The 22561-nt window shown below is 40.5% G+C and carries 26 protein-coding genes and 1 tRNA gene; 9 read left to right on the top strand and 18 right to left on the bottom strand.

All coding sequences use genetic code 11. The annotated features are described in order from the left end of the window. Positions 1-40: 40 nt before the first annotated feature. The 10 genes from BKK50_RS05125 to BKK50_RS05080 form a co-directional block, all read right to left on the bottom strand. Positions 41-116: transfer RNA gene (locus tag BKK50_RS05125), tRNA-Lys, on the bottom strand. A 171-nt stretch (positions 117-287) separates the two neighbouring features. Then, positions 288-755: a peptidoglycan-associated lipoprotein Pal gene (gene pal, locus BKK50_RS05120; protein ID WP_077415967.1), complete on the bottom strand. Its 468-nt coding sequence runs from the start codon at positions 753-755 to the stop codon at positions 288-290. A gap of 24 nt (positions 756-779) precedes the next feature. Then, a complete protein-coding gene (gene tolB, locus BKK50_RS05115; protein ID WP_077415965.1) occupies positions 780-2063 on the bottom strand; it encodes a Tol-Pal system beta propeller repeat protein TolB in 1284 nt (427 codons plus the stop codon). A gap of 43 nt (positions 2064-2106) precedes the next feature. Then, the gene (tolA, locus tag BKK50_RS05110; RefSeq protein ID WP_077415963.1) at positions 2107-3312 is read right to left on the bottom strand and encodes a cell envelope integrity protein TolA; all 1206 of its coding nucleotides are present in this window, start codon (positions 3310-3312) and stop codon (positions 2107-2109) included. A gap of 15 nt (positions 3313-3327) precedes the next feature. Then, complete coding sequence (tolR, locus tag BKK50_RS05105; protein ID WP_077415961.1) at positions 3328-3747, bottom strand: colicin uptake protein TolR; 420 nt, start codon at positions 3745-3747, stop codon at positions 3328-3330. Positions 3748-3818: 71 nt separating this feature from the next. Then, positions 3819-4511: a protein TolQ gene (tolQ, locus tag BKK50_RS05100; RefSeq protein WP_077415959.1), complete on the bottom strand. Its 693-nt coding sequence runs from the start codon at positions 4509-4511 to the stop codon at positions 3819-3821. A gap of 3 nt (positions 4512-4514) precedes the next feature. After that, positions 4515-4937, bottom strand: a complete 423-nt coding sequence (ybgC, locus tag BKK50_RS05095; protein WP_077415957.1) for a tol-pal system-associated acyl-CoA thioesterase — start codon at positions 4935-4937, stop codon at positions 4515-4517. 91 nt (positions 4938-5028) lie between these two features. Next, positions 5029-5313, bottom strand: a complete 285-nt coding sequence (ybgE, locus tag BKK50_RS05090) for a cyd operon protein YbgE (protein ID WP_077415955.1) — start codon at positions 5311-5313, stop codon at positions 5029-5031. Between the two features lie 110 nt (positions 5314-5423). Further along, complete coding sequence (cydB, locus tag BKK50_RS05085; RefSeq protein WP_077415953.1) at positions 5424-6560, bottom strand: cytochrome d ubiquinol oxidase subunit II; 1137 nt, start codon at positions 6558-6560, stop codon at positions 5424-5426. A 14-nt stretch (positions 6561-6574) separates the two neighbouring features. Next, the gene (locus BKK50_RS05080) at positions 6575-8140 is read right to left on the bottom strand and encodes a cytochrome ubiquinol oxidase subunit I (protein ID WP_077415951.1); all 1566 of its coding nucleotides are present in this window, start codon (positions 8138-8140) and stop codon (positions 6575-6577) included. A 557-nt stretch (positions 8141-8697) separates the two neighbouring features. On the opposite strand from BKK50_RS05080, the gene BKK50_RS05075 reads away from it, so the two are divergent. Further along, complete coding sequence (locus BKK50_RS05075) at positions 8698-10029, top strand: anaerobic C4-dicarboxylate transporter (protein ID WP_077415949.1); 1332 nt, start codon at positions 8698-8700, stop codon at positions 10027-10029. Positions 10030-10575: 546 nt separating this feature from the next. On the opposite strand, the gene crp is transcribed toward BKK50_RS05075, so the two are convergent. Genes crp through coaBC form a run of 5 tightly spaced genes read right to left on the bottom strand, consistent with a single transcriptional unit; the run spans position 10576 to position 13871 of the window. Then, the gene (crp, locus tag BKK50_RS05070; RefSeq protein WP_370597116.1) at positions 10576-11208 is read right to left on the bottom strand and encodes a cAMP-activated global transcriptional regulator CRP; all 633 of its coding nucleotides are present in this window, start codon (positions 11206-11208) and stop codon (positions 10576-10578) included. A gap of 58 nt (positions 11209-11266) precedes the next feature. Then, complete coding sequence (locus BKK50_RS05065; RefSeq protein WP_077415945.1) at positions 11267-11485, bottom strand: YheU family protein; 219 nt, start codon at positions 11483-11485, stop codon at positions 11267-11269. Between the two features lie 21 nt (positions 11486-11506). Beyond that, positions 11507-12163: a nucleoid occlusion factor SlmA gene (gene slmA / locus BKK50_RS05060; protein WP_077415942.1), complete on the bottom strand. Its 657-nt coding sequence runs from the start codon at positions 12161-12163 to the stop codon at positions 11507-11509. Positions 12164-12166: 3 nt separating this feature from the next. Beyond that, positions 12167-12622: a dUTP diphosphatase gene (gene dut / locus BKK50_RS05055; RefSeq protein WP_077415940.1), complete on the bottom strand. Its 456-nt coding sequence runs from the start codon at positions 12620-12622 to the stop codon at positions 12167-12169. Positions 12623-12668: 46 nt separating this feature from the next. Then, complete coding sequence (gene coaBC, locus BKK50_RS05050; protein ID WP_077415938.1) at positions 12669-13871, bottom strand: bifunctional phosphopantothenoylcysteine decarboxylase/phosphopantothenate--cysteine ligase CoaBC; 1203 nt, start codon at positions 13869-13871, stop codon at positions 12669-12671. A 183-nt stretch (positions 13872-14054) separates the two neighbouring features. Here coaBC and radC point away from each other — a divergent pair, with 183 nt between their 5' ends. From radC to BKK50_RS05025, 5 genes are all read left to right on the top strand, one after another. Continuing rightward, a complete protein-coding gene (gene radC, locus BKK50_RS05045; protein WP_077415936.1) occupies positions 14055-14717 on the top strand; it encodes a RadC family protein in 663 nt (220 codons plus the stop codon). A 215-nt stretch (positions 14718-14932) separates the two neighbouring features. Then, on the top strand, positions 14933-15169 hold the full coding sequence (gene rpmB / locus BKK50_RS05040) for a 50S ribosomal protein L28 (protein ID WP_011608297.1): 237 nt from the start codon (positions 14933-14935) through the stop codon (positions 15167-15169). A gap of 11 nt (positions 15170-15180) precedes the next feature. Further along, positions 15181-15351 carry a 50S ribosomal protein L33 gene (gene rpmG / locus BKK50_RS05035; protein ID WP_005613503.1) on the top strand — a complete coding sequence of 57 codons (171 nt, stop codon included), beginning with the start codon at positions 15181-15183 and terminating at the stop codon, positions 15349-15351. A gap of 71 nt (positions 15352-15422) precedes the next feature. Then, a complete protein-coding gene (gene mutM / locus BKK50_RS05030; protein WP_077415934.1) occupies positions 15423-16238 on the top strand; it encodes a DNA-formamidopyrimidine glycosylase in 816 nt (271 codons plus the stop codon). Positions 16239-16503: 265 nt separating this feature from the next. Then, positions 16504-18051 carry a glycosyltransferase family 9 protein gene (locus BKK50_RS05025; RefSeq protein ID WP_077415932.1) on the top strand — a complete coding sequence of 516 codons (1548 nt, stop codon included), beginning with the start codon at positions 16504-16506 and terminating at the stop codon, positions 18049-18051. A 61-nt stretch (positions 18052-18112) separates the two neighbouring features. On the opposite strand, the gene BKK50_RS05020 is transcribed toward BKK50_RS05025, so the two are convergent. Both BKK50_RS05020 and BKK50_RS05015 read right to left on the bottom strand, forming a co-directional pair. Next, positions 18113-19009, bottom strand: a complete 897-nt coding sequence (locus tag BKK50_RS05020; protein WP_077415930.1) for an SAM hydrolase/SAM-dependent halogenase family protein — start codon at positions 19007-19009, stop codon at positions 18113-18115. 155 nt (positions 19010-19164) lie between these two features. After that, the gene (locus BKK50_RS05015; RefSeq protein ID WP_077415928.1) at positions 19165-19638 is read right to left on the bottom strand and encodes a DMT family transporter; all 474 of its coding nucleotides are present in this window, start codon (positions 19636-19638) and stop codon (positions 19165-19167) included. 159 nt (positions 19639-19797) lie between these two features. Between BKK50_RS05015 and brnQ the strand changes: the two genes are divergently transcribed. Beyond that, positions 19798-21108 carry a branched-chain amino acid transport system II carrier protein gene (gene brnQ, locus BKK50_RS05010; RefSeq protein WP_077415926.1) on the top strand — a complete coding sequence of 437 codons (1311 nt, stop codon included), beginning with the start codon at positions 19798-19800 and terminating at the stop codon, positions 21106-21108. A 93-nt stretch (positions 21109-21201) separates the two neighbouring features. On the opposite strand, the gene BKK50_RS05005 is transcribed toward brnQ, so the two are convergent. After that, positions 21202-21615 carry an MBL fold metallo-hydrolase gene (locus BKK50_RS05005; RefSeq protein WP_077415924.1) on the bottom strand — a complete coding sequence of 138 codons (414 nt, stop codon included), beginning with the start codon at positions 21613-21615 and terminating at the stop codon, positions 21202-21204. A gap of 44 nt (positions 21616-21659) precedes the next feature. Here BKK50_RS05005 and BKK50_RS12815 point away from each other — a divergent pair, with 44 nt between their 5' ends. Continuing rightward, complete coding sequence (locus tag BKK50_RS12815) at positions 21660-22109, top strand: alpha/beta hydrolase family protein (RefSeq protein WP_244149418.1); 450 nt, start codon at positions 21660-21662, stop codon at positions 22107-22109. A 23-nt stretch (positions 22110-22132) separates the two neighbouring features. Beyond that, on the top strand, positions 22133-22333 hold the full coding sequence (locus BKK50_RS12260) for a hypothetical protein (protein ID WP_077499999.1): 201 nt from the start codon (positions 22133-22135) through the stop codon (positions 22331-22333). Positions 22334-22561 lie beyond the last annotated feature (228 nt).

Raw genomic sequence — 22561 nt, 5'->3', positions numbered from 1 at the left:
CAGGAGAGGTTGGAATCCAGACACTTAGAAATTCGATATTTGGTGGGTCGTGAAGGATTCGAACCTTCGACCAACGGATTAAAAGTCCGCTGCTCTACCGACTGAGCTAACGACCCATATCGCTCAAAAAACTTTGTATATAGTACTGATTTTATTTATCAACGCAAGGAAATTCTTTGATTTCTTTTGTTAGTTGAATGAATAATCAACAATTTTTAGATTGGCTAATAGAAAAGTTAAAAGGCAGAGAATTGCTCTCTGCCTTTTCTAAATAATATCTCTAAAAATTAGTAGGCTAACACAGCACGACGGTTTTTAGAGTATGCTGCTTCATCATGACCTAAAACAGCTGGTTTTTCTTCACCATAAGAAACAGTTGAAACTTTGCTGCTTTCTACGCCTTTACCTGCTAAGAAAGATTTAACAGCATCTGCACGGCGTTGACCTAAAGCGATGTTATACTCTGGTGTACCACGTTCGTCAGTGTTACCTTCAACAACTACTTTTGATGATGGCATTGCGTTTAAGTATGCTGCGTGCGCATCTAAGATTTGAACGTATTCACCTTCGATATTGTATTTGTCAAAACCGAAATAAACGGTGTTGTAACGTTGTTGAAGATCTTCAACAGAATAACCACCAAAAGTTTGACCATTGTTTGCACCGTTACCTGCAGCATCATTGCTGGAAGAGCTACAAGCTGCTAATGCTGCAACAGATGCTGCAACTAATAATGATTTAACAAATTTGCTCATTAGATTTCTCCTAATTACATTTTTTTATTTAGTTAAGTATGGCGACCAAGCAGGAAATTTCACTTGGCCATTACTTCCTGGAAGACTCGCTTTAAAGCGACCATCTGCAGAAACCAATTGTAGCACCTTTCCTAACCCTTGTGTAGAACTATAAATAATCATAATACCGTTCGGGGAAATACTTGGGCTTTCTCCGAGGAAAGAGGTACTTAACACTTCAGAAGCACCGGTCGTGAGATCTTGTTTAACAACATTGTTGTTTCCATTGATCATCACGAGGGTTTTACCATCACCACTGATTTGTGCACTTCCTCTTCCCCCAACAGGTGTCGCACCACCACCATTTGCACTCATACGATACACCTGAGGTGAGCCACTTCTGTCTGAAGTAAATAAAATAGAACTGCCATCCGGCGACCATGAAGGCTCAGTATTATTCCCTGCACTACGAGTTAATTGTGTTGGCGTACCACCATTTGAACTCATTACATAAATATTTAATGTACCATCTTGTGATGAGGCAAAGGCTAAACGAGAGCCATCCGGTGAAAAGGCAGGTGCACCGTTATGACCCGGAAATGAAGCCACTACTTTACGAGCACCGGATCCCAAATCTTGCACGACTAACTGTGATTTCTTATTTTCAAAAGAAACATAAGCCAAACGTTTACCATCCGGTGACCAAGCCGGCGACATAATAGGCTGCGAACTCCGATTCACAACAAATTGATTATAGCCATCATAGTCTGCCACACGCACCTCATAAGGCTGTGAACCCCCATTTTTTTGTACCACATAAGCGATACGGGTTCTGAATGCCCCTCTAATTCCGGTTAATTTTTCAAACACTTCATCACTCACTGTGTGTGCACCATAGCGTAACCATTTATTGGTAACCGTATAGCTATTTTGCGCAAGCACTGCACCCGGTGTACCCGAAGCGCCCACCGTATCAACTAATTGATAAGAAATGTTATATCCACTTCCTGTTGCCGTTACCTGACCTACCACAACCGCATCAATCCCTAATGCAGTCCAAGCTTCAGGATTCACTTCTGAGGCTGAGGTCGGTTTTTGTGGCATTTGTGCCACGGCAATAGGGTTAAATTTTCCACTATTGCGTAAATCATCGGCAACAATCTTACCAATATCTTCCGGTGCTGAACCGGCAAATGGCACAACCGCAATAGGGCGAGCGCTGTCAACACCTTCATCAATAACAATGCGTACTTCATCTTCTGCTACCGCATGACCTGCAATAGCAAAAACCATGGCAAATACGCTTATGAGTTTTTTCATTAATTTCATTTTGTAACCTATAAGTAAACTAATTAACACACTTAAAAAACCATTATTTCGGAGCAAAATCAATACCCATTGATGTATATCTATTGTATACAGCATCCGATGGTGCAGCGGGCACTTTCTTCGTCCTTGCAATAGCAGCTAATGCCGCCGTACAAATATCTTCCGGCCCTGATTCTTTCTGATAACTCAAAATTGTGCCATCACGACCAAGTTGAATTCTCGTCTTGCAAACTTTACCGTTTAAACTAGGTTCTTTCAAGAAACGACGCATGATTTCCCGCTTAACCACTCCAGTATATTGATCACCCACTTTGCCACCGTCACCGGCGCCTAATCCGGCACCGCTTCCTTGAGAGCCGCCTTTATTGGCATTTCCCCCTTTCTGAGCGCTACCACCGCCGATATTGCCACCATTCATAAAATCATCCAAAGCGGCTTGATCTGCTTTACGTCTTGCAGCCGCTTTTGCTTCTGCCTCTGCTTTCGCCTTCGCAGCCGCTGCTTTTGCCTCCGCCTCGGCTTTCGCCTTCGCTTCAGCTTTAGCCTTAGCTTCTGCAGCCGCCTTCGCTTTGGCCTCAGCTTCTGCTTTCGCTTTTTCCTTTGCTTTTTCTTCGGCCTGTTTTTTCGCTTTTTCCGCAGCCTCAGCGGCTTTCGCCTTCGCCTCTTCTTCGGCCTGTTTTTTCGCTTTTTCCGCAGCCTCAGCGGCTTTCGCCTTCGCCTCTTCTTCTGCTTGTTTTGCCGCTGCAGCTAAACGTTTTGCTTCAGCCTCTGCTTTTAATTTCGCTGCCTCAGCAGCTTGCTTGGCTTTTGCCTCTTCTGCTTTTTGTTTCTCTAAAGCTTGCTGGCGGGCCATTTCCTGCTGTTTTTGTTTTTCGATCTCTTGTTGCTGACGCTCAAGCTCCTTTTGACGTTGGATTTCTTGCTGGCGTTTGAGTTCTTGCTGCTTGGCTATCTCTTGTTGATTAACTTCTTCAGCCTCAACGGGTGGTTTTTCTTCCATAACAGGTTCAGGCTTTTTCTGCTTATCCGCTTGCCCTTTTTTCTGTTGCTGAATTCGTCCCCACTCTTGTGCTGCATTGCCGGTATCCACCATCACAGCACCTATCGCATTGCCTTCTCCTTCGCCTCCGCCCATAATTTCAACCGTTTGAAATAAAGAGCTCCAAATTAACAGCCCAAACAAGGCAAGGTGCATAAGAATCGAAATGACAAACGCACTCGCTCCTTTTTTTTGTCGATTATTCTGCACGTTTTACCTACTCTACTAAATTGGGTTTGTCATTAAACCAACGGATTTAATGCCGGCTAAATGAAGCAAATTTAATGCCTTAATGACTTCTTCATAAGGCACTTCTTTTGCGCCTCCCACCAAAAACATTGTGTTGTTATCTTTATCAAATTCTTGCTTTGATAACTGAGTCACCATTTCTTCCGTTAAGCCTTCCTGACGTTCCCCGCCAATAGAAAGCGTATACTGCCCCACGCCGGAAACTTCCAAAATAACGGGGGTTTTATCTTCATTTGACACATTTTGGCTTTGCACGGAATCCGGCAATTCAACTTGTACGCTCTGACTAATAATTGGTGCCGTTGCCATAAAAATCAGCACGAGAACCAGTAATACATCCAAAAACGGAACAATATTAATTTCAGATTTAATTTCTTTGCGTGAACGACGAGTCATATTTTCCTCTAAAACTTCACTAAAAATGACCGCACTTTTCTTAAAGTGCGGTTGATTTCCTCGTTATTTTCTTAATGGGAATGAGGCGCTTTACCAAAGGCTTGACGATGTAGAATCGTCGTGAACTCATCAATAAAGTTACCATAATTTTGTTCAATCGCATTAACTCGTAGGCTTAAGCGGTTATACGCCATCACCGCAGGAATAGCGGCAAACAAGCCGATTGCTGTGGCAATCAATGCCTCTGCAATACCCGGTGCAACCATTTGTAATGTTGCTTGTTTTGCGCCACTCAATGCCATGAAAGCATGCATAATTCCCCATACTGTACCGAATAGACCAATATAAGGGCTAACGGAAGCAACCGTTGCCAAAAAGGGAACACGGCTTTCAAGGGTTTCAATCTCACGGTTCAAGGCAAGATTCATCGCTCGGGTGGTGCCCTTAATAATGGCTTCAGGCGCATCAGCATTCACTTGTTTTAAACGTGAAAACTCTTTAAAACCCACAAAGAAAATCTGTTCGCTTCCTGTTAGGACATCACGGCGATTTGATAACCCTTCATATAATTTATTCAAATCCTCACCGGACCAGAAACGATCTTCAAAGGTATTGGCTTCTTTTAATGCATTCGTCAAAACACGGCTACGTTGAATGATAATTGCCCAAGAAATGATTGAAAATAAAATTAAAATGACAATAACAAGTTGTACGACAATACTTGCTTTTAGAAAAAGATCCAAAAAATTGAGTTCTGCAGTCATTACCTACTCCGAGAAGGTTATATCGTTTGAAAAGGCGGATTTTATTTCCCTTGGAATTGCCGCCGGTTTCATTTTACCAAGATCAACATAGGCTACCTTCACGGTAGCCTTTGAGAGTATTATTGTTTCCCGCATCAGCCGTTGCTCAAAAAGGAGAGTCGCCCCTTTAATTGCGGTCAGTTCCGTTTCAACAATAAGATAATCATCGAGTTTTGCCGGAACACAATAATCAATCGCCATCGATTTGACAACAAAGGCGTGCTGTTGTTCCTGCATTAATACTTGTTGAGAAAAATTTTGTTTTCTTAAATATTCCGTTCTTGCCCGTTCAAAAAAATGCAGATAACGTGCATGGTAAACTACTCCACCTGCATCTGTATCTTCATAATAAACTCGCACAGGGAAACGAAAGATTTTTGAATCCACCTTTATTTTCCTTAATTCAACAATTTAGGGCTGTGTATTTTAGAGTCAGTTTTTACTCTTCGCAAGTACTTTCAAATCAGCAAAATCTAATTTACGAATAATGTAAAACTATCGATACGAGAAATGCCAAATAGCCAAAATAAGGAAAAAACACGGCTTTCCAAAAAGTGCGGTTAATTTCAAAGCCCATTCCATGGATCCAGGCGCAAACCACACCCCAGAGAATAAAAAGCACTAACAGTGGATTCGCTGTTCTTAATTGAGTGGAAAAAAGATTGAAATTAAACAACAGGGCGAGGGTTAATACCACCGCCAAGATAAATGAAAGGGTTCTTAACGAACCCTTATTAACATATTGATAGAGAAACTGAATCATTATTCGTCAAATTGCCCTAAATTTTCTTTGTTTTTGGTGACTTTTACGCTTGCAAAGATTGCCGCTAAAATACCCACTACCCAAATTACATATAACATCTCATATCTCCTTTAGTATAATGAGTTTGTGTTTTCTTCCACAAAGCGTTCATCCAAACGACCAAACATTTTGAAGTATGACCAAATGGTATAAGCCAAGGAAATCACCACAAAGACTAGTGCCAAGAAAAGCATCCAAGTGAGCGTTAATTCGCTAGATGTAGCATCCCACATTAACAAGCTTTGCTCCGGATGTGAGCTTGAAGGCATCACAAATGGGAACATGGATACCGCAGCTGTGATAATCACACCTGCCATTGTTAATGAGGAGAATAAAAATGCGAAGCCACAACGGTTTGCTTTAGAGAACGCCACATTTAATAAGGCACTCACCACAGCTAAGGCCGGGAAGATCCATAAAATCGGCATTTCATTGAAGTTGCTAAACCACGCACCGGTTTCAACCGCCACTTCTTTACCCATCGGAGAGGAAGGTGCAAAGTGATCAATCGTGCTGGTCACGACATAACCGTCTTTGAAGTATAACCATACACCGGCGAGGATAAAGGCGATTAAGGTGACAAAGGCACCGATTTGACTAATCGAACGCACACGATCTCTGAGTTCAGCAGTGGTTTTCATCTGCAACCAGTTTGCACCGTGAGTCATGAGCATTGCAAGGCTAATCAGACCGCATAATAAGGCAAATGGATTTAACAAAGCAAAGAATGACCCTGTATAAGTAACCTGTGCAATTTCATTAAATTCAAATGGTACACCTTGTAGTAAGTTACCAAATGCGACACCGAACACTAATGCAGGCACTAAACCGCCGGCAAACAAGCCCCAATCCCATACGGCACGCCATGTCGGGTTATCAATTTTTGCACGATACTCAAAACCGAGTGGACGGAAGAATAATGCGGCTAATACCAACACTAATGCAATATAAAAGCCGGAGAATGATACCGCATAAACAATCGGCCAGGCTGCAAACACAGCACCACCGGCGGTTAATAACCAAACTTGGTTACCATCCCAGTGCGGTGCAATTGAGTTAATCATAATACGGCGTTCTACCTCTTTTTTACCGGCAAGAGGTAAAAGTGCGGTCACGCCCATATCAAATCCATCAGTAACAGAGAAACCGATCAATAATACAACGACTAACACCCACCAAATAAAACGTAGAAATTCATAATCAATCATAATTCGTCTCCTGCTTATTTAGATGATTGTTCAAAATAGTATTTGCCGGTTTTCAATGCACTCGGACCTAAACGTGCATATTTAAACATTAAATACATCTCAACAATGATAAACGCCATATAAAGAGCACAGATTAAACCGATAGAGAACCAAAGATCACCTACACCTAAATTTGAAGCAGATACCCCAACTGGTAACACCTCATAAATTGCCCATGGTTGACGACCATATTCGGCTAAGAACCAACCACATTCAATAGCAATCCAAGGTAAAGGCAAGCTCCATACTAATGCTCTTAGCAATAATGGGCTTTGTGTCACTTTATTGCGTAGATTTTGAACAAATGCACCCAATGCTAATAAGGCAAGTAAACCACCCACAGCCAACATGGCACGGAATGCCCAGAAGTTAGGACCGACATTTGGGATAGTATCACGTGCGGCTTGTTTAATTTGTTCTTCTGTTGCATCAACCACTTTATCGGTATAGCGTTTTAACAACAAACCAAAACCAAGATCTTTTTTCACTTCTTCAAATTTTGCTTTCGTTTCAGGATTCACTTGCCCTGATGCTTTTTTCTCAGCTTTTAACTGAGTGAAAAGATCATAAGCGATAATACCACTGCGAACGCGTTGCTCATTTAAAGCTTGGAGTTCTTTTAACCCGGTGATTTCTTTATCAAAAGAACGGGTTGCCACAATACCGCCAATCATTGGTACGCTGATTTCAAAATCATTTTTCATTTCAGCCGTATTCGGAATAGCAGCGATATGAAATGATGCCGGCGCTGGTTGAGTTTCAAACTCCGCTTCCATTGCGGCTAATTTGACCGGTTGGGCTTTACCAATGTCATAACCTGACTCATCACCCAGAATTAATACGGAAAGAGAAGCAATAAAACCAAAGGTTGCGGCAATTGAGAAAGAGCGTTTTGCAAATCCAAGATCGCGACCTTTTAATAGATAGTATGCACTGATTCCTAATACAAAGAATGAACCGGTGACATAACCGGCAGAAAGGGTATGTAAGAATTTACTTTGCGCAACCGGATTTAACCATAAATCCATGAAGCTGGTCATTTCCATACGCACGGTTTCAAAATTGAATTCTGATGCTACCGGATTTTGCATCCAACCGTTTGCCACCAAAATCCACATGGCAGAAAGGTTTGAACCAAATGCCACACAGTATGTTGCTAGCAAATGTTTACCTTTAGATAAACGATCCCAGCCAAAGAAGAATAAACCAACAAAGGTTGATTCTAAGAAGAATGCAAGTAATGCTTCAATCGCCAATGGCGCACCGAAAATATCACCTACATAGTGTGAATAATAGGACCAGTTAGTACCAAATTGGAATTCCATAATGATACCGGTAGTCACCCCAAGGGCAAAGTTAATACCAAATAACTTACCCCAGAATTTTGTCATATCTTTATAGACTTCTTTGCCTGTTACAACATAGGTGGTTTCCATAATTACTAATACGAAAGTCAAACCTAATGTTAAAGGGACAAAAATGAAGTGATATAACGCAGTTAAGGCAAACTGCAAGCGAGAAAGTTCAACAACGTCTAACATCTCAACCTCTTGTAAAAATTACAAGTCATTCACTATGATTAATAAAGGTTACCCTTAAATAACCACCCCAAACTTAACCTCGTTAAAAACAACTGGATTAAGCAAATACTGAATATCCACACACAACAAATCCTTTTGTAAATTTCAACAAAACAATAGGTTATAACGTAGATAACTCAAGATACGTGGCTATTCTACTACTAATCATAAGGATAAAAAACATCAAAAACGTTATATCGATCACATTTTTGATATAAACAGGGAAATAACCTTTATAAATTATATTTTTACAAATTGATCCATATCAATTTTAAAAATTTTTTAATAAAAAGAAATTAACCATATAACGCAAAATTAATTGTTCATATAATTCAATACAAAAATATTGGGTATTTTTTATTCACGCAAAAAAACAAAACAGCTTTCTAACATTATTTTTACAATTCCGAATTGAAATTAAATTTGAATAAAATTTGTCCATAAAATAATAAACATCTCCTAGCCTTATTCCTCAAAACTGGTATGATCTGCACAGTTTTTAACTTTTTGAGGTTTTTATGCTTTATTTAGAATTTTTATTCTTATTATTAATGCTTTATGTGGGAAGTCGCTTTGGCGGTATCGGATTAGGTGTTGTGTCCGGTATTGGATTGGCCATTGAAGTATTTATATTCCGTATGCCGGTGGGAAAGGCCCCGATTGATGTTATGCTTATCATTCTTGCCGTAGTCACTTGTGCTTCCGTACTGGAAGCAGCCGGCGGTTTGAAATTTATGCTACAAATTGCAGAACGTATTTTACGCAAAAATCCTAAACGTGTTACCTTGCTTGGTCCGTTAGTCGTTTATTTCCTGACTTTTATGCTAGGTACCGGTCACTCTGTTTATACGATTATGCCAATCATTGGTGATGTCGCATTAAAAAACAAGATTCGCCCTGAACGCCCAATGGCTGCTTCTTCTGTTGCCTCTCAACTTGCGATCACCTCTAGCCCCCTTTCCGCAGCCGTTGTCTTCTACTTAGGTAAGATTACAGCGATGCCGGGTTTTGAGCACATCAGCCTATTAGATATTATTTGTGTGACCGTCCCGGCGACCCTTGCAGGGACCATTGCACTTTCCTTATATAGTATGCGTCGTGGTAAAGAATTAGAACAAGATCCCGAATATCAACGTCGTTTAACAGACCCCGTATGGCGGGATCGTATTTTAAATACCACAAGCACAACGTTAAACGAAACACTTCCTAAAGGTGCTAAAAAATCGGTTTACCTTTTCTTATTAGCGCTAATTGTTATTGTCGCTATCGCAATGATTCCTGAAATTCGCACAATCGGTACAGGAAAAGCGATTTCAATGTCGCTCATTATTCAAATGATGATGCTTTGTTTTGGGGGAATCATTTTACTTGCAACCAAAACCAATCCACAAATTGTGCCGAATGGCGTTGTCTTTAAATCTGGTATGGTGGCGGCCATTGCCATTTATGGTATTGCCTGGATGAGTGATACTTACTTTCAATATGCTATGCCGGAATTTAAAGCGGCAATCACCGATATGGTGCAAACCTATCCTTGGACATTTGCCCTTGCTTTATTTGCGGTGTCGGTTGTGATTAATAGCCAAGCAGCAACAGCAGTGATGTTACTTCCTGTCGGGATTGGTTTAGGCATCCCAGCCCCAATCTTAGTGGGATTAATGCCAGCAACCTATGCTTATTTCTTCATCCCAAATTATCCATCGGATATTGCAACCGTAAATTTTGATGTTACGGGTACAACAAAAATTGGTAAATATTATTTCAATCATAGCTTTATGGTTCCTGGTTTGATTGGAGTTGGTGTTGCTTGTCTTGTGGGACTGACCGTTGCAGAATTAATCATTCGCTAATTTCCTTAAAAGCACCTAAAAAGGTGCTTTTTCTTTGCTCAAATTTCTCAAAAGTGCGGTCATAAACACATTATTTTTTTATAAGCACGATTAATAGAAACCACTATTTGAATAATAAAGAAAGTTATTATTTTAAGACTGAGTAAGATAAACAATGTCTATTACAACCTTTATCTTTGTAAAGATAAATACTACATAAAAAGGAAGAAAGAAGACTTAGAAAATATTGAAGTGATTTAGGGTGGTGAACTAAGCAGAATTGGTCTTAACAGCAAGTGGCTTACTGCACGCATCCCTGCGGGATTTCTACCTAGCCCACCATTGAAGGTGTTCCAGTCTGTGCGACATAAAACAATACAAAAGGTTTTTCAACCTATTAAGCCACTTTTCAGGAGACCAATCCTGTTTTCCTACCTATCTAGCAGGAATGGTGCGTATCATAGATCCCTTTCACGCCATTGTCAATTTAATGTATTGCTATTCGAAGATTAAATATGCAAATAATTTCCCATATATAAAAACCACCTTCCGGTGGTCTTTATATTGCTATCTTACGCCATAAACAACAATAGTTTTACCATGAGCGTGAATTAAATTTTGGTCCTCCAACATTTTGATGATACGTCCAACTGTTTCACGAGAACATCCCACCATTTGCCCGATTTCTTGACGGGTAATTTTTATCTGCATTCCATCCGGATGTGTCATTGCTTCAGGTTGTTTTGCAAGATTAATCAATGTTTGTGCAATACGCCCTGCCACGTCTAAAAATGCGAGATTACTTACTTGACGGGAGGTATTCTGCACCCGACGGGCCAATTGAGCGGTTAAAAACATCAGAATCTCAGGATTAATTTGGATCAATTGGCGATATTTTTTATAAGAAATTTCAGCAACTTCACAAGGTGTTTTTGTTTTAACCCAAGCAGAACGTTTTGAGCCTTCATCAAATAAGCCCACTTCACCAAAAAATTCACCGGCACTGAGATAAGTTAAAATCATCTCTTTACCTTCATCATCTTTTGCTGAAACCATCACTGTACCTTTAATAACATAATAAAGTGTGGTGGCATCCTCACCGGCATGAATCAATGTCGATTTGGCCGGATATTTATGTAAATGGCAATGTGTCAAAAACCAATCTAAAGCGGGATCCCTTGTCGAACGCTCTTCTGACATTTGCTCCACTTCAACATCTGCATCGATATAATCTGACATATTGACTCCTTATCAGTTCCTATTTCAAAAATTCCATTTTATCCTTTATGTCAATGGATTCGTGCAACTCCGACCAGACAACTACCGCACTTCCATTGCGGATTTTTGTTAATAATTGCGCTTTTTTTTGTGCAAGGGGGATTTCTTCAACACCGTAATCCGTTCCCTCCCGCAATATTACGCTTTCAATAATATTATCAAGCGTTGTCGGTTCTAAGTCTTGCCAGGGAATAATCATATATTTCCTTCATAAAGTCAATCAAGCAAATAGGGGCTCAATAAAGCGCCATTGTTGCTCAAATGATTGATTTGAGGTGGAGCGAAAATTCGTGCGCACATAACGCATAAATTGCCCCTCGCACAACGTCACCAAATGCGCCGCAATAATACGTACATCCACCGCAAAACCTTTTCCCTCTCGTAATTTACGCATTTGCAAAATATTCACAAACTGCATTTCGAGACGATCAAAAAACTGTGCAACACGAGCCTGTAACTGAGCATCTTCAAACATAAGCGCATGACCGGTTAAAATGCGGGTTAATCCCGGGTTTTTACGGGCAAAATCTAAAATCATCTGTAAAATATCATGAACACGATTCATCGTATTCGTTTCATTACGAATAGAGGTATTAATTCTGCTCAGTAAATTGTGTTCGATATTTTCAATCAAGGCTTCAAACATTTTTGTTTTACTTGGAAAATAACGATAAAGTGCTGCCTCAGATACCCCCACTTCTTTCGCTAAACGTGCGGTGGTCATTCTCTCCATTCCTCGCTCGGAATGAAGCATATGGGTCAGTACTGTCAGCACTTGCTGGCGGCGTTCTTTCACCGTCCGTTTTTCGATTTTAGGTGCTTTCACTTCTGGTGTAACTTCTTCCACACCGGATAAAGATAATTGCTCTTCTACCATAAATTATTGTTTACCCGAATGACCAAAACCGCCTTCACCGCGTTCTGTTTCTGTAAATTCATTAACAATATTAAACGCCGCTTGCACGACAGGAACAAATACCAATTGTGCAATACGATCCCCTACTTCTACTTTAAAAGGCTCAGTACCACGATTCCACATTGACACCATCAAAGGGCCTTGATAATCGGAATCAATCAACCCCACCAAATTACCCAATACAATGCCATGTTTATGCCCTAAGCCTGAGCGGGGTAAAATCACCGCAGCAAGATTAGGATCCGCAATATAAATGGATAAACCGGTTGGGATAAGTTTTGTTTCACCCGGTTGAATTTCAAACGCCTCATCGGTCAATGCACGTAAATCTAACCCAGCGGAACCTTCTGTGGCATAAGTTGGCAAAGGAAAGGCTTTCCCAATCCGTTGATCTAAAATTTTTACATCAATTTTTTTCATTTAATACTCCGTTTGAAATTTTTATCACCCAAAGTGCGGTCAAAAATTACCGTGTTTTTTTATATTGTTCGACAATTTCATCGACAAGGTCAGCGGCTAAGTCTTTTTTTGATTGTAGCGTCAGCATTTTACTCCCCGTTTTCCAAAAAAGTTGTAATGCATTTTGCTCGGCATTAAAGACCTGTCCGTTCGACACATCATTGGCACAAATCATATCGAGATTTTTACGTTGTAGTTTATCTTTTGCATAATCAGCAACATGTTGCGTTTCTGCGGCAAACCCTACGGTGAAAGGGCGTTTTTCCTCTAAATGCCCCACATCCGCAATAATATCGGGATTTTTAATGAGCTTGAGCACCATTTCATCCTCTGATTTTTTAATCTTCTGCTCGCACACGTTCACCACGCGATAATCTGCCACAGCAGCACAGCCGATAAAAATATGATTTTTAACCGCACTTTCAAGGGCGGTATGCCACATTTCCCGGGCTGAAATTACATCAATACGATTAACATTTTTCGGGGTAATGAGATTAACGGGACCTGCAATTAGCGTGACTATTGCCCCCCGTTTAGCAAAGGCTTCCGCAATAGCAAACCCCATTTTGCCGGAACTGTGATTGGAAATATAACGCACCGGGTCGATTGACTCACGAGTGGGGCCTGCTGTAATGACGACATTCAATCCTTGTAAATTCTGATCTTGACGAAAGAAAGTCGAAAGTGCGGTCAATATTTCTTCCGGTTCTGACATCCGCCCGGCACCCACATCACCACAAGCTTGGAAACCACTGTTCGGTCCAATTAATTCCACGCCTCTCTCTTGAAGTGCGGTCAAATTTTGTTGTGTTATCTGCTGTGCAAACATTTGTTGATTCATTGCCGGTGCAAGAAAAATAGGGGCTCGGGTTGCTAAACAAAGGGTGGAGAGCAAATCATTCGCCATCCCCACGGTAAAACGAGCAATAAAATCCGCACTTGCCGGTGCAATGACAATTGCCTCCGCCCATTTCGCCAATTCAATATGCCCCATGGCTAATTCTGCTTGTGGATCCAATAAGGACTGTGATACAGCGTTGCCGGAAATCGCCTGCAGGGTAAGCGGGGTAACAAATTCCGCTGCCGCAGGCGTGAGAACAACCCGCACATCAGCTTCGGCTTTACGCAATAAACGAATAAATTCAATGGTTTTATAAGCAGCAATGCCACCGGTTATCCCCACAACAATACGTTTTCCGCTTAAATTCATTGCTTCTCCATAACTGAATAGATTTGTTAGTGTTTAACCACAACTGCCACATTTTACTTCAATTTAACAAAATAAAAAATTTTATTTTTACGATCTTTTCCGCAGATTTTCCCCGCATACATCGCTTAATGTTAAAAGTGCGGTCAAAATTCCAAAAGATTTTGACTAACGTAAGAGAACACAATGGAATCTACCGACCTTATGCCTCGTGAAAAATTATTAAAATACGGAGCCACCGCACTTGCCGATCACGAACTTCTCGCTATTTTTTTACGCACCGGCACAAAAGGTTGCCCCGTAATGCAACTTTCTGCTCAGGTTCTTCAGCATTTTGGCTCACTACGCGCCCTGCTTTCCGCAGATCAAGCCTCTTTTTGCACAATGAAAGGCTTAGGCATCACACAATTTATTCAACTCCAAGCAACCACAGAAATGACCAAACGCTACCTCAAACAAGAAATGGTCAATTCGCACATTTTTCACGATCCCGAAACCGTCAAACTTTATTTACGAACAGAGCTCCAACAGGAAGAGCGGGAAGTTTTTATGGTGCTATTTTTAGATAATCAGCATCGACTCATTAAGAAAGAGCGGTTATTTTTGGGCACGATTAATGTTTCAAACGTATATCCTCGTGAAATTATAAAGGAAGCCCTTTATTGCAACGCTGCTGCACTGATTTTAGCGCATAATCATCCCTCAGGAATTGCCGAGCCTAGCTATGCCGATCAAATCATTACACAAAAAATTTGTGATTCGGCTGAATTAATGGAAATTCGAATTCTTGATCATTTTATCGTAGGAAAAAATGATTGTTATTCTTTTGCCGAACATCGCTTACTTTAAATTTGATATTTAAAGTAAGCGCTTTTACACTTCTCCCTAAGGAAAATCGCATTTATGCTTGAGAAATAAAAATAAAGCCAGTATAATCTGCGACCTTTAATATAGTAAGCGGGTCGGATTTAGCGCGACCTGACGAGGTAACGAGCTTGGTTTAAACCAAGTTTAAACAATCCGAACCGTAAGCTCGAGCTTATATTTAATTATTGGAGATTATTATGTCTAGAGTTTGTCAAGTAACAGGCAAGCGTCCAGCTGTGGGTAACAATCGCTCACACGCAATGAATGCGACTCGTCGTCGTTTTCTTCCAAACCTTCATACTCACCGTTTCTGGGTGGAAAGTGAAAAACGTTTCGTAACTTTACGCTTAACAGCGAAAGGTATGCGTATTATTGATAAAAAAGGCATTGATGCAGTGTTAGCTGAAATCCGTGCTCGTGGCGAAAAAATCTAAGGAGCTAAAACATGGCAGCGAAAGGCGCACGTGAAAAAATCCGTTTAGTTTCTACAGCAGAGACCGGTCATTTCTACACCACTGATAAAAATAAACGTAATATGCCTGAAAAAATGGAAATCAAAAAATTTGATCCGGTAGTGCGTAAACACGTTATTTATAAAGAAGCAAAAATCAAATAATTTTGCTGACTTGAAAAAGCCCGAGATGACTCGGGTTTTTTTGTACACAAAATCTATTCACGATCTCAACTATGCCCGAATTACCCGAAGTCGAAACCGCCCTACGGGGTGTCAGCCCTTATTTAAAAGGGTTTATGATTGAAAAAATTGTCGTTCGCCAGCCACAATTGCGTTGGGCGGTTTCGCCTGAATTGGTGGCATTGGAGAAGATCAATATTCTCAAGCTTACCCGCCGTGCAAAATATCTCATCATCCATACCGATCAAGGCTATATCATCGGACATCTAGGTATGTCCGGTTCTGTGAGAATCGTGCCACACGACAGCCCCATTGATAAGCACGATCATATAGACATTGTGATGAATAACGGAAAATTATTACGCTATAACGATCCTCGCCGTTTTGGTGCTTGGTTGTGGACAAAAAATCTTGAGGAATTTCATCTTTTTTTAAAGCTTGGCCCGGAACCCCTTTCTGATGAATTTAACGCAGAATATTTGTTTAAAAAATCCCGTAAAAAACTGACCGCACTTAAAACCTTCCTGATGGATAACGCCGTTGTAGTCGGTATCGGAAATATTTATGCTAATGAAACGCTATTTTTATGCGGTTTGCATCCGCTCAAATTAGCGACCAATCTCACCCGGAAACAATGCGAACTTATTGTTACTACGATCAAAAATGTCCTTTCTAAAGCGATTGAACAAGGCGGTACAACCCTCAAAGATTTCTTACAGCCCGATGGGCGCCCCGGTTATTTTGCGCAAGAACTATTGGTTTATGGCAATAAAAACAAACCTTGTCCAAAGTGCGGGACAAAAATTGAAAGTTTAATCATTGGGCAACGCAATAGCTATATTTGTCCACATTGCCAAAAGAAAAGGTAAAATTAAGCCCGCTTAAAATGGGCTTTCAATTTGCCGTTTTTCGTGATCGAGCCATACACTTAAAAGAATATTGTTCCTCATGCTTAATTAAGGAGTAGACAACTATTTTACTGAGTGTGTTTTGCCTTAAGAACGGTGTTCTTATCTTAGCTTGAGTTTTTTCCATTTAAATTTAGAATATGCCCATTGCTGAATGGGTAATTCTTAGCCTCTCTGAGCTGATCATTTAAATTCTACGTCTCAAAAGTTAACCAGGAATAACAAAATGACTGAACAAAACCTTGCACTCAAACTTTGTTCTGATTCAATGATGATTCACTTTAATCAAGAATTTCTTGAAAAGTTACAACTTATTCCCTGGTGTCGAGAATTTGGCACGAAAGATAAACTTCAACATATTGAAGACTATACTTTTTCTGCTATGTTTGTTGATGCCGATCTCGCTTATTCCAAAGAAAATTTATTGTGTTGGATAAGAGTATTGAAAAATGATGGCTGGCTATTAATGGAAAGCATTGCTAAAAAAACACCTGAAATGCTGACCGCACTTTTCCCTGAGCTTCTCACATTTCACGAAAACCCAAACCCAAATCCAAATCTTAATATTTGGATTTTCAGTAAAAATACCGTCAATGTGCCTGAACTTGAATCACAAATACTCCGGATGTTGAGTGAAAAGGCACCGACTGACCGCCTTCTTCCGCTATTAGACAAAATGGAATATGCCTCACCACATTCTACTTTGCCTCACTTTATTCGAAGTAAATTATTTCATAATCAACCTTCTGTTAGTCAAGAAGGTTGGCAACGTTTATTTGAAAGAACACTAAACGCCCTAAGAAATATTTATGCCGCCTCAAATATTTTAGCCCAGGGAAACTATCAATTAGGATTTCAACAACGAGAAAAAATTTTAGGCAACAATCATCTACGCCGAACGCCAACCCCACCACCGGAACACTTCTATGAGAAACGTTGGAAAGGCGAACATTTAGCGGGAAAAACAATAGTAGTTTGGACTGAATTCGGTTTAGGTGATGAAATTATGTTTGCACAATTGGCTTATTATTTTAAAAAGCAAGGCGCAAAAAGCGTGAAATGGATTGCACAAAGCCCTATCGTTTCGCTCCTTTCTAGCCACCCGGATATTGATCAGGTGATTGATTCCGCCAAATTAGGTAAACAAGCGAAAATTCTAGGAGAATTTGATTACTGGGTTTACCCTCACGAAATTTTAGCCTATGTGAGTACACCGTTTCAGTATTTACCCAAACGCTCGCCTTATCTTTTTGCACGATCAACGGCTCAAAGAAAAACGGCGAATTTATTTCCGGATACGGGTAATTTAAAGGTGGGTATTGTCTGGCGCGGTGATCCAATGAATGAAAATGATAAGGCTCGTTCTATTCATCATTTAGACTATATTGAAACCTTATTTCAAATGACGGGAATTGATTGGTATTGTCTCCAAAAAGTCTGTAATGAACAAGAAATACGACTACTTAAAAAATATAATATTCCGCATATCGCCAAAAATGCGAAAGATTTCGCCCAAACGGCAGCAATGATGACACATTTGGATTGCCTTGTCTCAACCTGTACTTCTGTTATTCACGCCGCAGGTGCAATGGGTATACCAAGTTTGTTAATGTTATCCTATGTGGGGGATTGGCGTTGGGGCTTAGTTGGCTCAACCAATCTTTGGTATCCCACCGTTCAAGTCTTTCGTTGCCTCTCACCATTACCAGTTTGGGATAGTGTGATTGAAGAAGTACAACAAGCATTAATTGAACGTATAAATTGGAAACAATAAATTAACCAACCTCACTTGTATGTCCCGGTATTACGTTGACTGCTACATAATACCGGATTTATTAGCGACATTTGTGCAAATTAACATTCCAGTTTGCACCGGAATAAATGCCGTAAGTTTTAGAGAAACTCGCCATATTCAAGGCAAATGAAACATTGAGTAAACTGTTTAAATAAAGCAACGGTTTTCCTTCTTCCACATCACCAAAACTACTCACATAGGGCATTTTTCCCGAATATTTAATCTGATTTCCTTCTTTTATTTCAACACAGGCGACATCGCCTTTCTTAATATTAGATTTTTCTAATAACTCATCGCTAATATTTGTCCAAATATTGCCATATTGAATATCTAAAATAGGAATATTGCCTTTTAAATGTGTTTGCTCTAATACCGCTTTTTGATAGGGAATTTCCAACACGTTCTTCTCTAACTCATTGCCCACTTCGTCAAATGAGATCGTCCCGGAGGCAAGTCTTGCACCGGTGTAAGCATAAACATCACGCCCATGGAAAGTATAAGATTTTTCAGAGCCGGATAGTCGATTTTTCTTTTCATCAATTTCTCTTACGGATTCAATGCCTAAATGTTCTGCCACGAGGGTTAAGGTGCCGTTATCTGGCGTGACGAAATAATGGCCTGTTTTGGTTTTTAGCACGACAGATTTACGATCTGTTCCCACACCGGGATCAACCACACTCACAAAAACGGTTCCTGCTTTCCAATAAGGGGCGGTTTGATATAAACGATAAGCCGCCTCCCAAATATCATAAGGTGGAATTTCGTGGGTTAGATCAAACATTTTTAGGTTTTCATCTACCGAAAACGCCACACCTTTCATCGCAGAAACCGCACCATCTTTTAAACTGAAATCCGTTTGTAAAACAAGGGCATTATCCGCTAAAACCGCTTTGGAAAAAGCGAGCATCAGAATGAAGGGTAAAAGTTTTTTTGTCATATTTTTTTCTCCTTATACAATAACCAAATTAAGTCAGAATCTGATACTAGAGGTTTCGGGTGTTTTTCTCAATGTTTATTTAGAAAAGTTTTAAACATTAAAACCGATTTTTTAGAAATTCAACACTCAAAATCTTTCTTAAATTTAACCGCACTTTACCCTTTTATTAGGGCGATCACTTTATCGCCGAAAAAGTAAAACACTAATCCGAATCCAACAATCATCAACCCAATAAATTTCGTGATGTTGACCTCTCGCACAGGCATACCGATTAAGCCGAAGTGATCAATCGTTGACGCAGCGAGTAGTTGCCCTATGATGATAAAAAATAACATCGCAGTAATACCGAGTTTAGGGGCGAGCAATATTGTCGTAAACACCGCTAATGCGCCCAACGCCCCACCCAATAATTTCCACCAAGGTTGATGAGGAAGTGCGGTTAAACCTTGCCATAAATCTGCTTTAAATAAGGCAATAAAAAAGAGTAGGATTGTCCCCACTGCAAAGGAAATAAAGGTGGCGATAATAGGCTCGTTACCTACTGCTTTGGCAAGCTGAGTATTAATAGCGGACTGGGAGGCAAGTGCGACCCCCGCAATGAATGCAATTAAGATATAAATGAAAAACATAAGACCTCCAAACGGGGAAAATTATAGAAGTTTTGGAATAATCGTCAAATGGGAAAATTTCACAAAAAATAACCGCACTTTATTTCTTTGTTCGTCTAATTACACGCTTGTTTTATCGTGCTATACTCGCCGCCCATCATTTACAGAGAAATTATCATTATGATAAAAAAAGCAGGCTTAACAGGGCTTCTGTTATTCGGTATGTTTTTTGGTGCCGGCAATTTAATTTTTCCCCCGAGTTTGGGCGTATTATCCGGCGATCACTTTTGGCCGGCGATTTTAGGTTTTGTTTTATCCGGTGTTGGCATCGCTATTCTCACCTTGATTATCGGTATGCTAAACCCCAAAGGCTATGTGGATGAAATTTCTCAAAAAATTTCACCTTGGTTTGCGACCCTTTATTTAGTCATCCTCTATCTTTCAATTGGTCCTTTTTTCGCCATTCCCCGCACAGCCACTGTTGCTTATGAAGTTGGTGTTTCCCCAATGTTATCCCAAAATATAAGTGAACAAGGTTTAAGCGTATTTACCTTACTCTATTTTCTTACGGCCTATTTTATCGCACTTCATCCATCAAAAATTTTAGATAGCATAGGTCGTCTTCTCACCCCAATTTTCGCCCTATTAATTGTACTTTTAATGGGATTGGGGATCGCCAAATATGGGGCTGAGTTCCCTCCGCCGGCAACGGGAGATTATATAAAAAACGCCTTTGGAACCGGCTTTATTGAAGGGTATAACACGTTAGATGCACTCGCTTCTGTGGCATTTAGCGTGGTGGCAATTCAAACATTAAAGCAACTGGGTTTTCGTTCCCGGAAAGAATATATCTCGACAATTTGGCTGGTGGGGATAGTGGTGTCATTGGGTTTTAGTGTGCTTTACATTGGGCTTGCTTACCTTGGTAACCATTTCCCGGTTCCACAGGATGTGATGAATGCCGACACCAATAAAGGCGTATATATTTTATCTCAAGCCACACAAGCGATTTTTGGCGAATCCGCCCAATGGTTTTTAGCGGTGATGGTTGCCATGACTTGCTTCACCACCACCGCGGGGTTAATTGTTTCCACCGCTGAATTTTTCGCAACCCGTTTCCCCCGTTTTTCCTATAAACACTATGCGACCCTGTTTACCTTGCTTGGATTGGGCGTTGCCAATTTAGGTTTGAATGCCATTATTCGTTTTTCACTCCCCGTATTACTCATTCTTTACCCGATCACCATCACCATTGTGATGTTGGTGGTCGTGAATAAATGCTTTTCGTTGTCAAAACGAGGGATGCAACTCACGATTGCCTTCGTCACCGTTGTTTCACTCACCGGTGTATTGGGCGAACAATACCAAGTTTTATTCATTACCGAATGGATAAATCGCCTACCCTTTGCCGACCTTTCATTGCCGTGGTTAATGCCGGCATTTGTGGGTTTAACGCTTGCAATGATTTTGCCTCGTCAAAAAGGGGGATAAGCCGCTCAAAGTGCGGTTGATTTCACAATAGAATTAAGGGCTCGCTATCTTCATCATCAAAAAACGCACCTTTTGGTGCGTTTTTTCATCCGGTTATTTTACATTTTCCCACCAAGGTGTTTTGGGTAATTCACGATGGATATGGAAAATTTGCCCAATACGAGGGGTGGCAATGTCAAAATTTGCCTCATTAGCAGCCTGAGTAAAACGCTCAATCGGTTCTTTCCAAGAATGATTGGCAAGATCAAATTTCCCCCAGTGAATAGGCATTGCTTTAGTTGCGTGAATCGCTTTCAAGGCTTGTATTCCCTGTTCCGGTGTTTCGTGAATCAACGCCCATTTAGGATCATAAGCACCGTTTTCTATCATCACAAAATCAAAGGGGGCATAGTTGGCGATAATATCGGCATAGTGGTTACCGTAGCCGCTATCGGCACTAAAATACAAAGATAAATCAGGCGACTTCACCACATAACCGCCCCAAAGTGTCGGATTTTGCACGTTCATTTCACGTCCGCTAAAATGACGGTGCTGTTTTAGTCACCCATTCAATGGGCGGCACTATCGGTTGGCGAGCGGCAATGCGTAGCGACAAGGTGAAAGCGATTGTCTCGTATGAGCCGGGTGGTACACCCTTTGTTTTCCCTGAAACGGAAATACCGAAAATCACCAAAGCCAAATTTGAACATTTATCTGCCACCGCAATAGGCGTGCCGATGAATGACTTTATGAAACTGACTAAAATCCCGATTGTGCTGTACTACGGCGATTACATTAAGCTCGGTTCTGACAATGTTGGAGAAGATAAATGGGGTACAGAATTTGCTATGGCAAAACAGTTTGTGGATACCATCAATAAACACGGGGGCGATGCGACACTTATTCATTTACCAACTCTCAATATCAAAGGCAATTCCCACTTCCTAATGGGCGAAAAAAACAATCAACAACTTGCCGATTTAATGGAAAAATGGCTGAAAGAAAAAGGATTGGATAAATAACCTCTAAATCAAGATGGGATAGCTTGCCAAACAATCTATCCAGTGATAACACTCAAGAAACCGGGCATAGATATACTGTTGGTATTGATTATTTTGTGATACCGCAATACGTTAAGTTATTTACCGAATTTCGCCAAGATTATCGAAAACATTATGTTAATCAAACATTTCAACGTAAAACTAAAGAAAATACCACGGCAGTAGGTATGCGGGTTTATTGGTAAGTATCAACGGTACGATTAATCTTCAACCAAAGTGCGGTCACTTTTACGGTATTATGTAGCAAATGCACAAAAACAGAAATTTTAACAGAACGTAGGGACACACTGCGTGTGTCCGTTATAGAATCAAATTATTTCAATAGGTTAAAATTCGGACACACGCAGTGTGTCCCTACCGCTTTTCCCAAAAAAATCGCCTTTTCAACGGCTCGAAATCTGAAATTTAGCCCT

Source organism: Rodentibacter rarus (genome assembly GCF_001998965.1).
Taxonomy (GTDB): domain Bacteria; phylum Pseudomonadota; class Gammaproteobacteria; order Enterobacterales; family Pasteurellaceae; genus Rodentibacter; species Rodentibacter rarus.
Note: the sequence above shows the minus strand (reverse complement) of the source record. Positions and strands in the feature narration are given on the sequence as shown.

What these genes read in the sequence shown, in the direction of transcription:
- pal (WP_077415967.1), bottom strand. Translation starts at nt 755, where the DNA reads ATGAGCAAATTTGTTAAATCATTATTAGTTGCAGCATCTGTTGCAGCA.
- tolB (WP_077415965.1), bottom strand. Translation starts at nt 2,063, where the DNA reads ATGAAATTAATGAAAAAACTCATAAGCGTATTTGCCATGGTTTTTGCT.
- tolR (WP_077415961.1), bottom strand. Translation starts at nt 3,747, where the DNA reads ATGACTCGTCGTTCACGCAAAGAAATTAAATCTGAAATTAATATTGTT.
- tolQ (WP_077415959.1), bottom strand. Translation starts at nt 4,511, where the DNA reads ATGACTGCAGAACTCAATTTTTTGGATCTTTTTCTAAAAGCAAGTATT.
- ybgE (WP_077415955.1), bottom strand. Translation starts at nt 5,313, where the DNA reads ATGATTCAGTTTCTCTATCAATATGTTAATAAGGGTTCGTTAAGAACC.
- cydB (WP_077415953.1), bottom strand. Translation starts at nt 6,560, where the DNA reads ATGATTGATTATGAATTTCTACGTTTTATTTGGTGGGTGTTAGTCGTT.
- BKK50_RS05080 (WP_077415951.1), bottom strand. Translation starts at nt 8,140, where the DNA reads ATGTTAGACGTTGTTGAACTTTCTCGCTTGCAGTTTGCCTTAACTGCG.
- BKK50_RS05075 (WP_077415949.1), top strand. Translation starts at nt 8,698, where the DNA reads ATGCTTTATTTAGAATTTTTATTCTTATTATTAATGCTTTATGTGGGA.
- crp (WP_370597116.1), bottom strand. Translation starts at nt 11,208, where the DNA reads ATGTCAGAAGAGCGTTCGACAAGGGATCCCGCTTTAGATTGGTTTTTG.
- BKK50_RS05065 (WP_077415945.1), bottom strand. Translation starts at nt 11,485, where the DNA reads ATGATTATTCCCTGGCAAGACTTAGAACCGACAACGCTTGATAATATT.
- slmA (WP_077415942.1), bottom strand. Translation starts at nt 12,163, where the DNA reads ATGGTAGAAGAGCAATTATCTTTATCCGGTGTGGAAGAAGTTACACCA.
- dut (WP_077415940.1), bottom strand. Translation starts at nt 12,622, where the DNA reads ATGAAAAAAATTGATGTAAAAATTTTAGATCAACGGATTGGGAAAGCC.
- coaBC (WP_077415938.1), bottom strand. Translation starts at nt 13,871, where the DNA reads ATGAATTTAAGCGGAAAACGTATTGTTGTGGGGATAACCGGTGGCATT.
- radC (WP_077415936.1), top strand. Translation starts at nt 14,055, where the DNA reads ATGGAATCTACCGACCTTATGCCTCGTGAAAAATTATTAAAATACGGA.
- rpmB (WP_011608297.1), top strand. Translation starts at nt 14,933, where the DNA reads ATGTCTAGAGTTTGTCAAGTAACAGGCAAGCGTCCAGCTGTGGGTAAC.
- rpmG (WP_005613503.1), top strand. Translation starts at nt 15,181, where the DNA reads ATGGCAGCGAAAGGCGCACGTGAAAAAATCCGTTTAGTTTCTACAGCA.
- mutM (WP_077415934.1), top strand. Translation starts at nt 15,423, where the DNA reads ATGCCCGAATTACCCGAAGTCGAAACCGCCCTACGGGGTGTCAGCCCT.
- BKK50_RS05025 (WP_077415932.1), top strand. Translation starts at nt 16,504, where the DNA reads ATGACTGAACAAAACCTTGCACTCAAACTTTGTTCTGATTCAATGATG.
- BKK50_RS05020 (WP_077415930.1), bottom strand. Translation starts at nt 19,009, where the DNA reads ATGACAAAAAAACTTTTACCCTTCATTCTGATGCTCGCTTTTTCCAAA.
- BKK50_RS05015 (WP_077415928.1), bottom strand. Translation starts at nt 19,638, where the DNA reads ATGTTTTTCATTTATATCTTAATTGCATTCATTGCGGGGGTCGCACTT.
- brnQ (WP_077415926.1), top strand. Translation starts at nt 19,798, where the DNA reads ATGATAAAAAAAGCAGGCTTAACAGGGCTTCTGTTATTCGGTATGTTT.
- BKK50_RS05005 (WP_077415924.1), bottom strand. Translation starts at nt 21,615, where the DNA reads ATGAACGTGCAAAATCCGACACTTTGGGGCGGTTATGTGGTGAAGTCG.
- BKK50_RS12815 (WP_244149418.1), top strand. Translation starts at nt 21,660, where the DNA reads ATGGGCGGCACTATCGGTTGGCGAGCGGCAATGCGTAGCGACAAGGTG.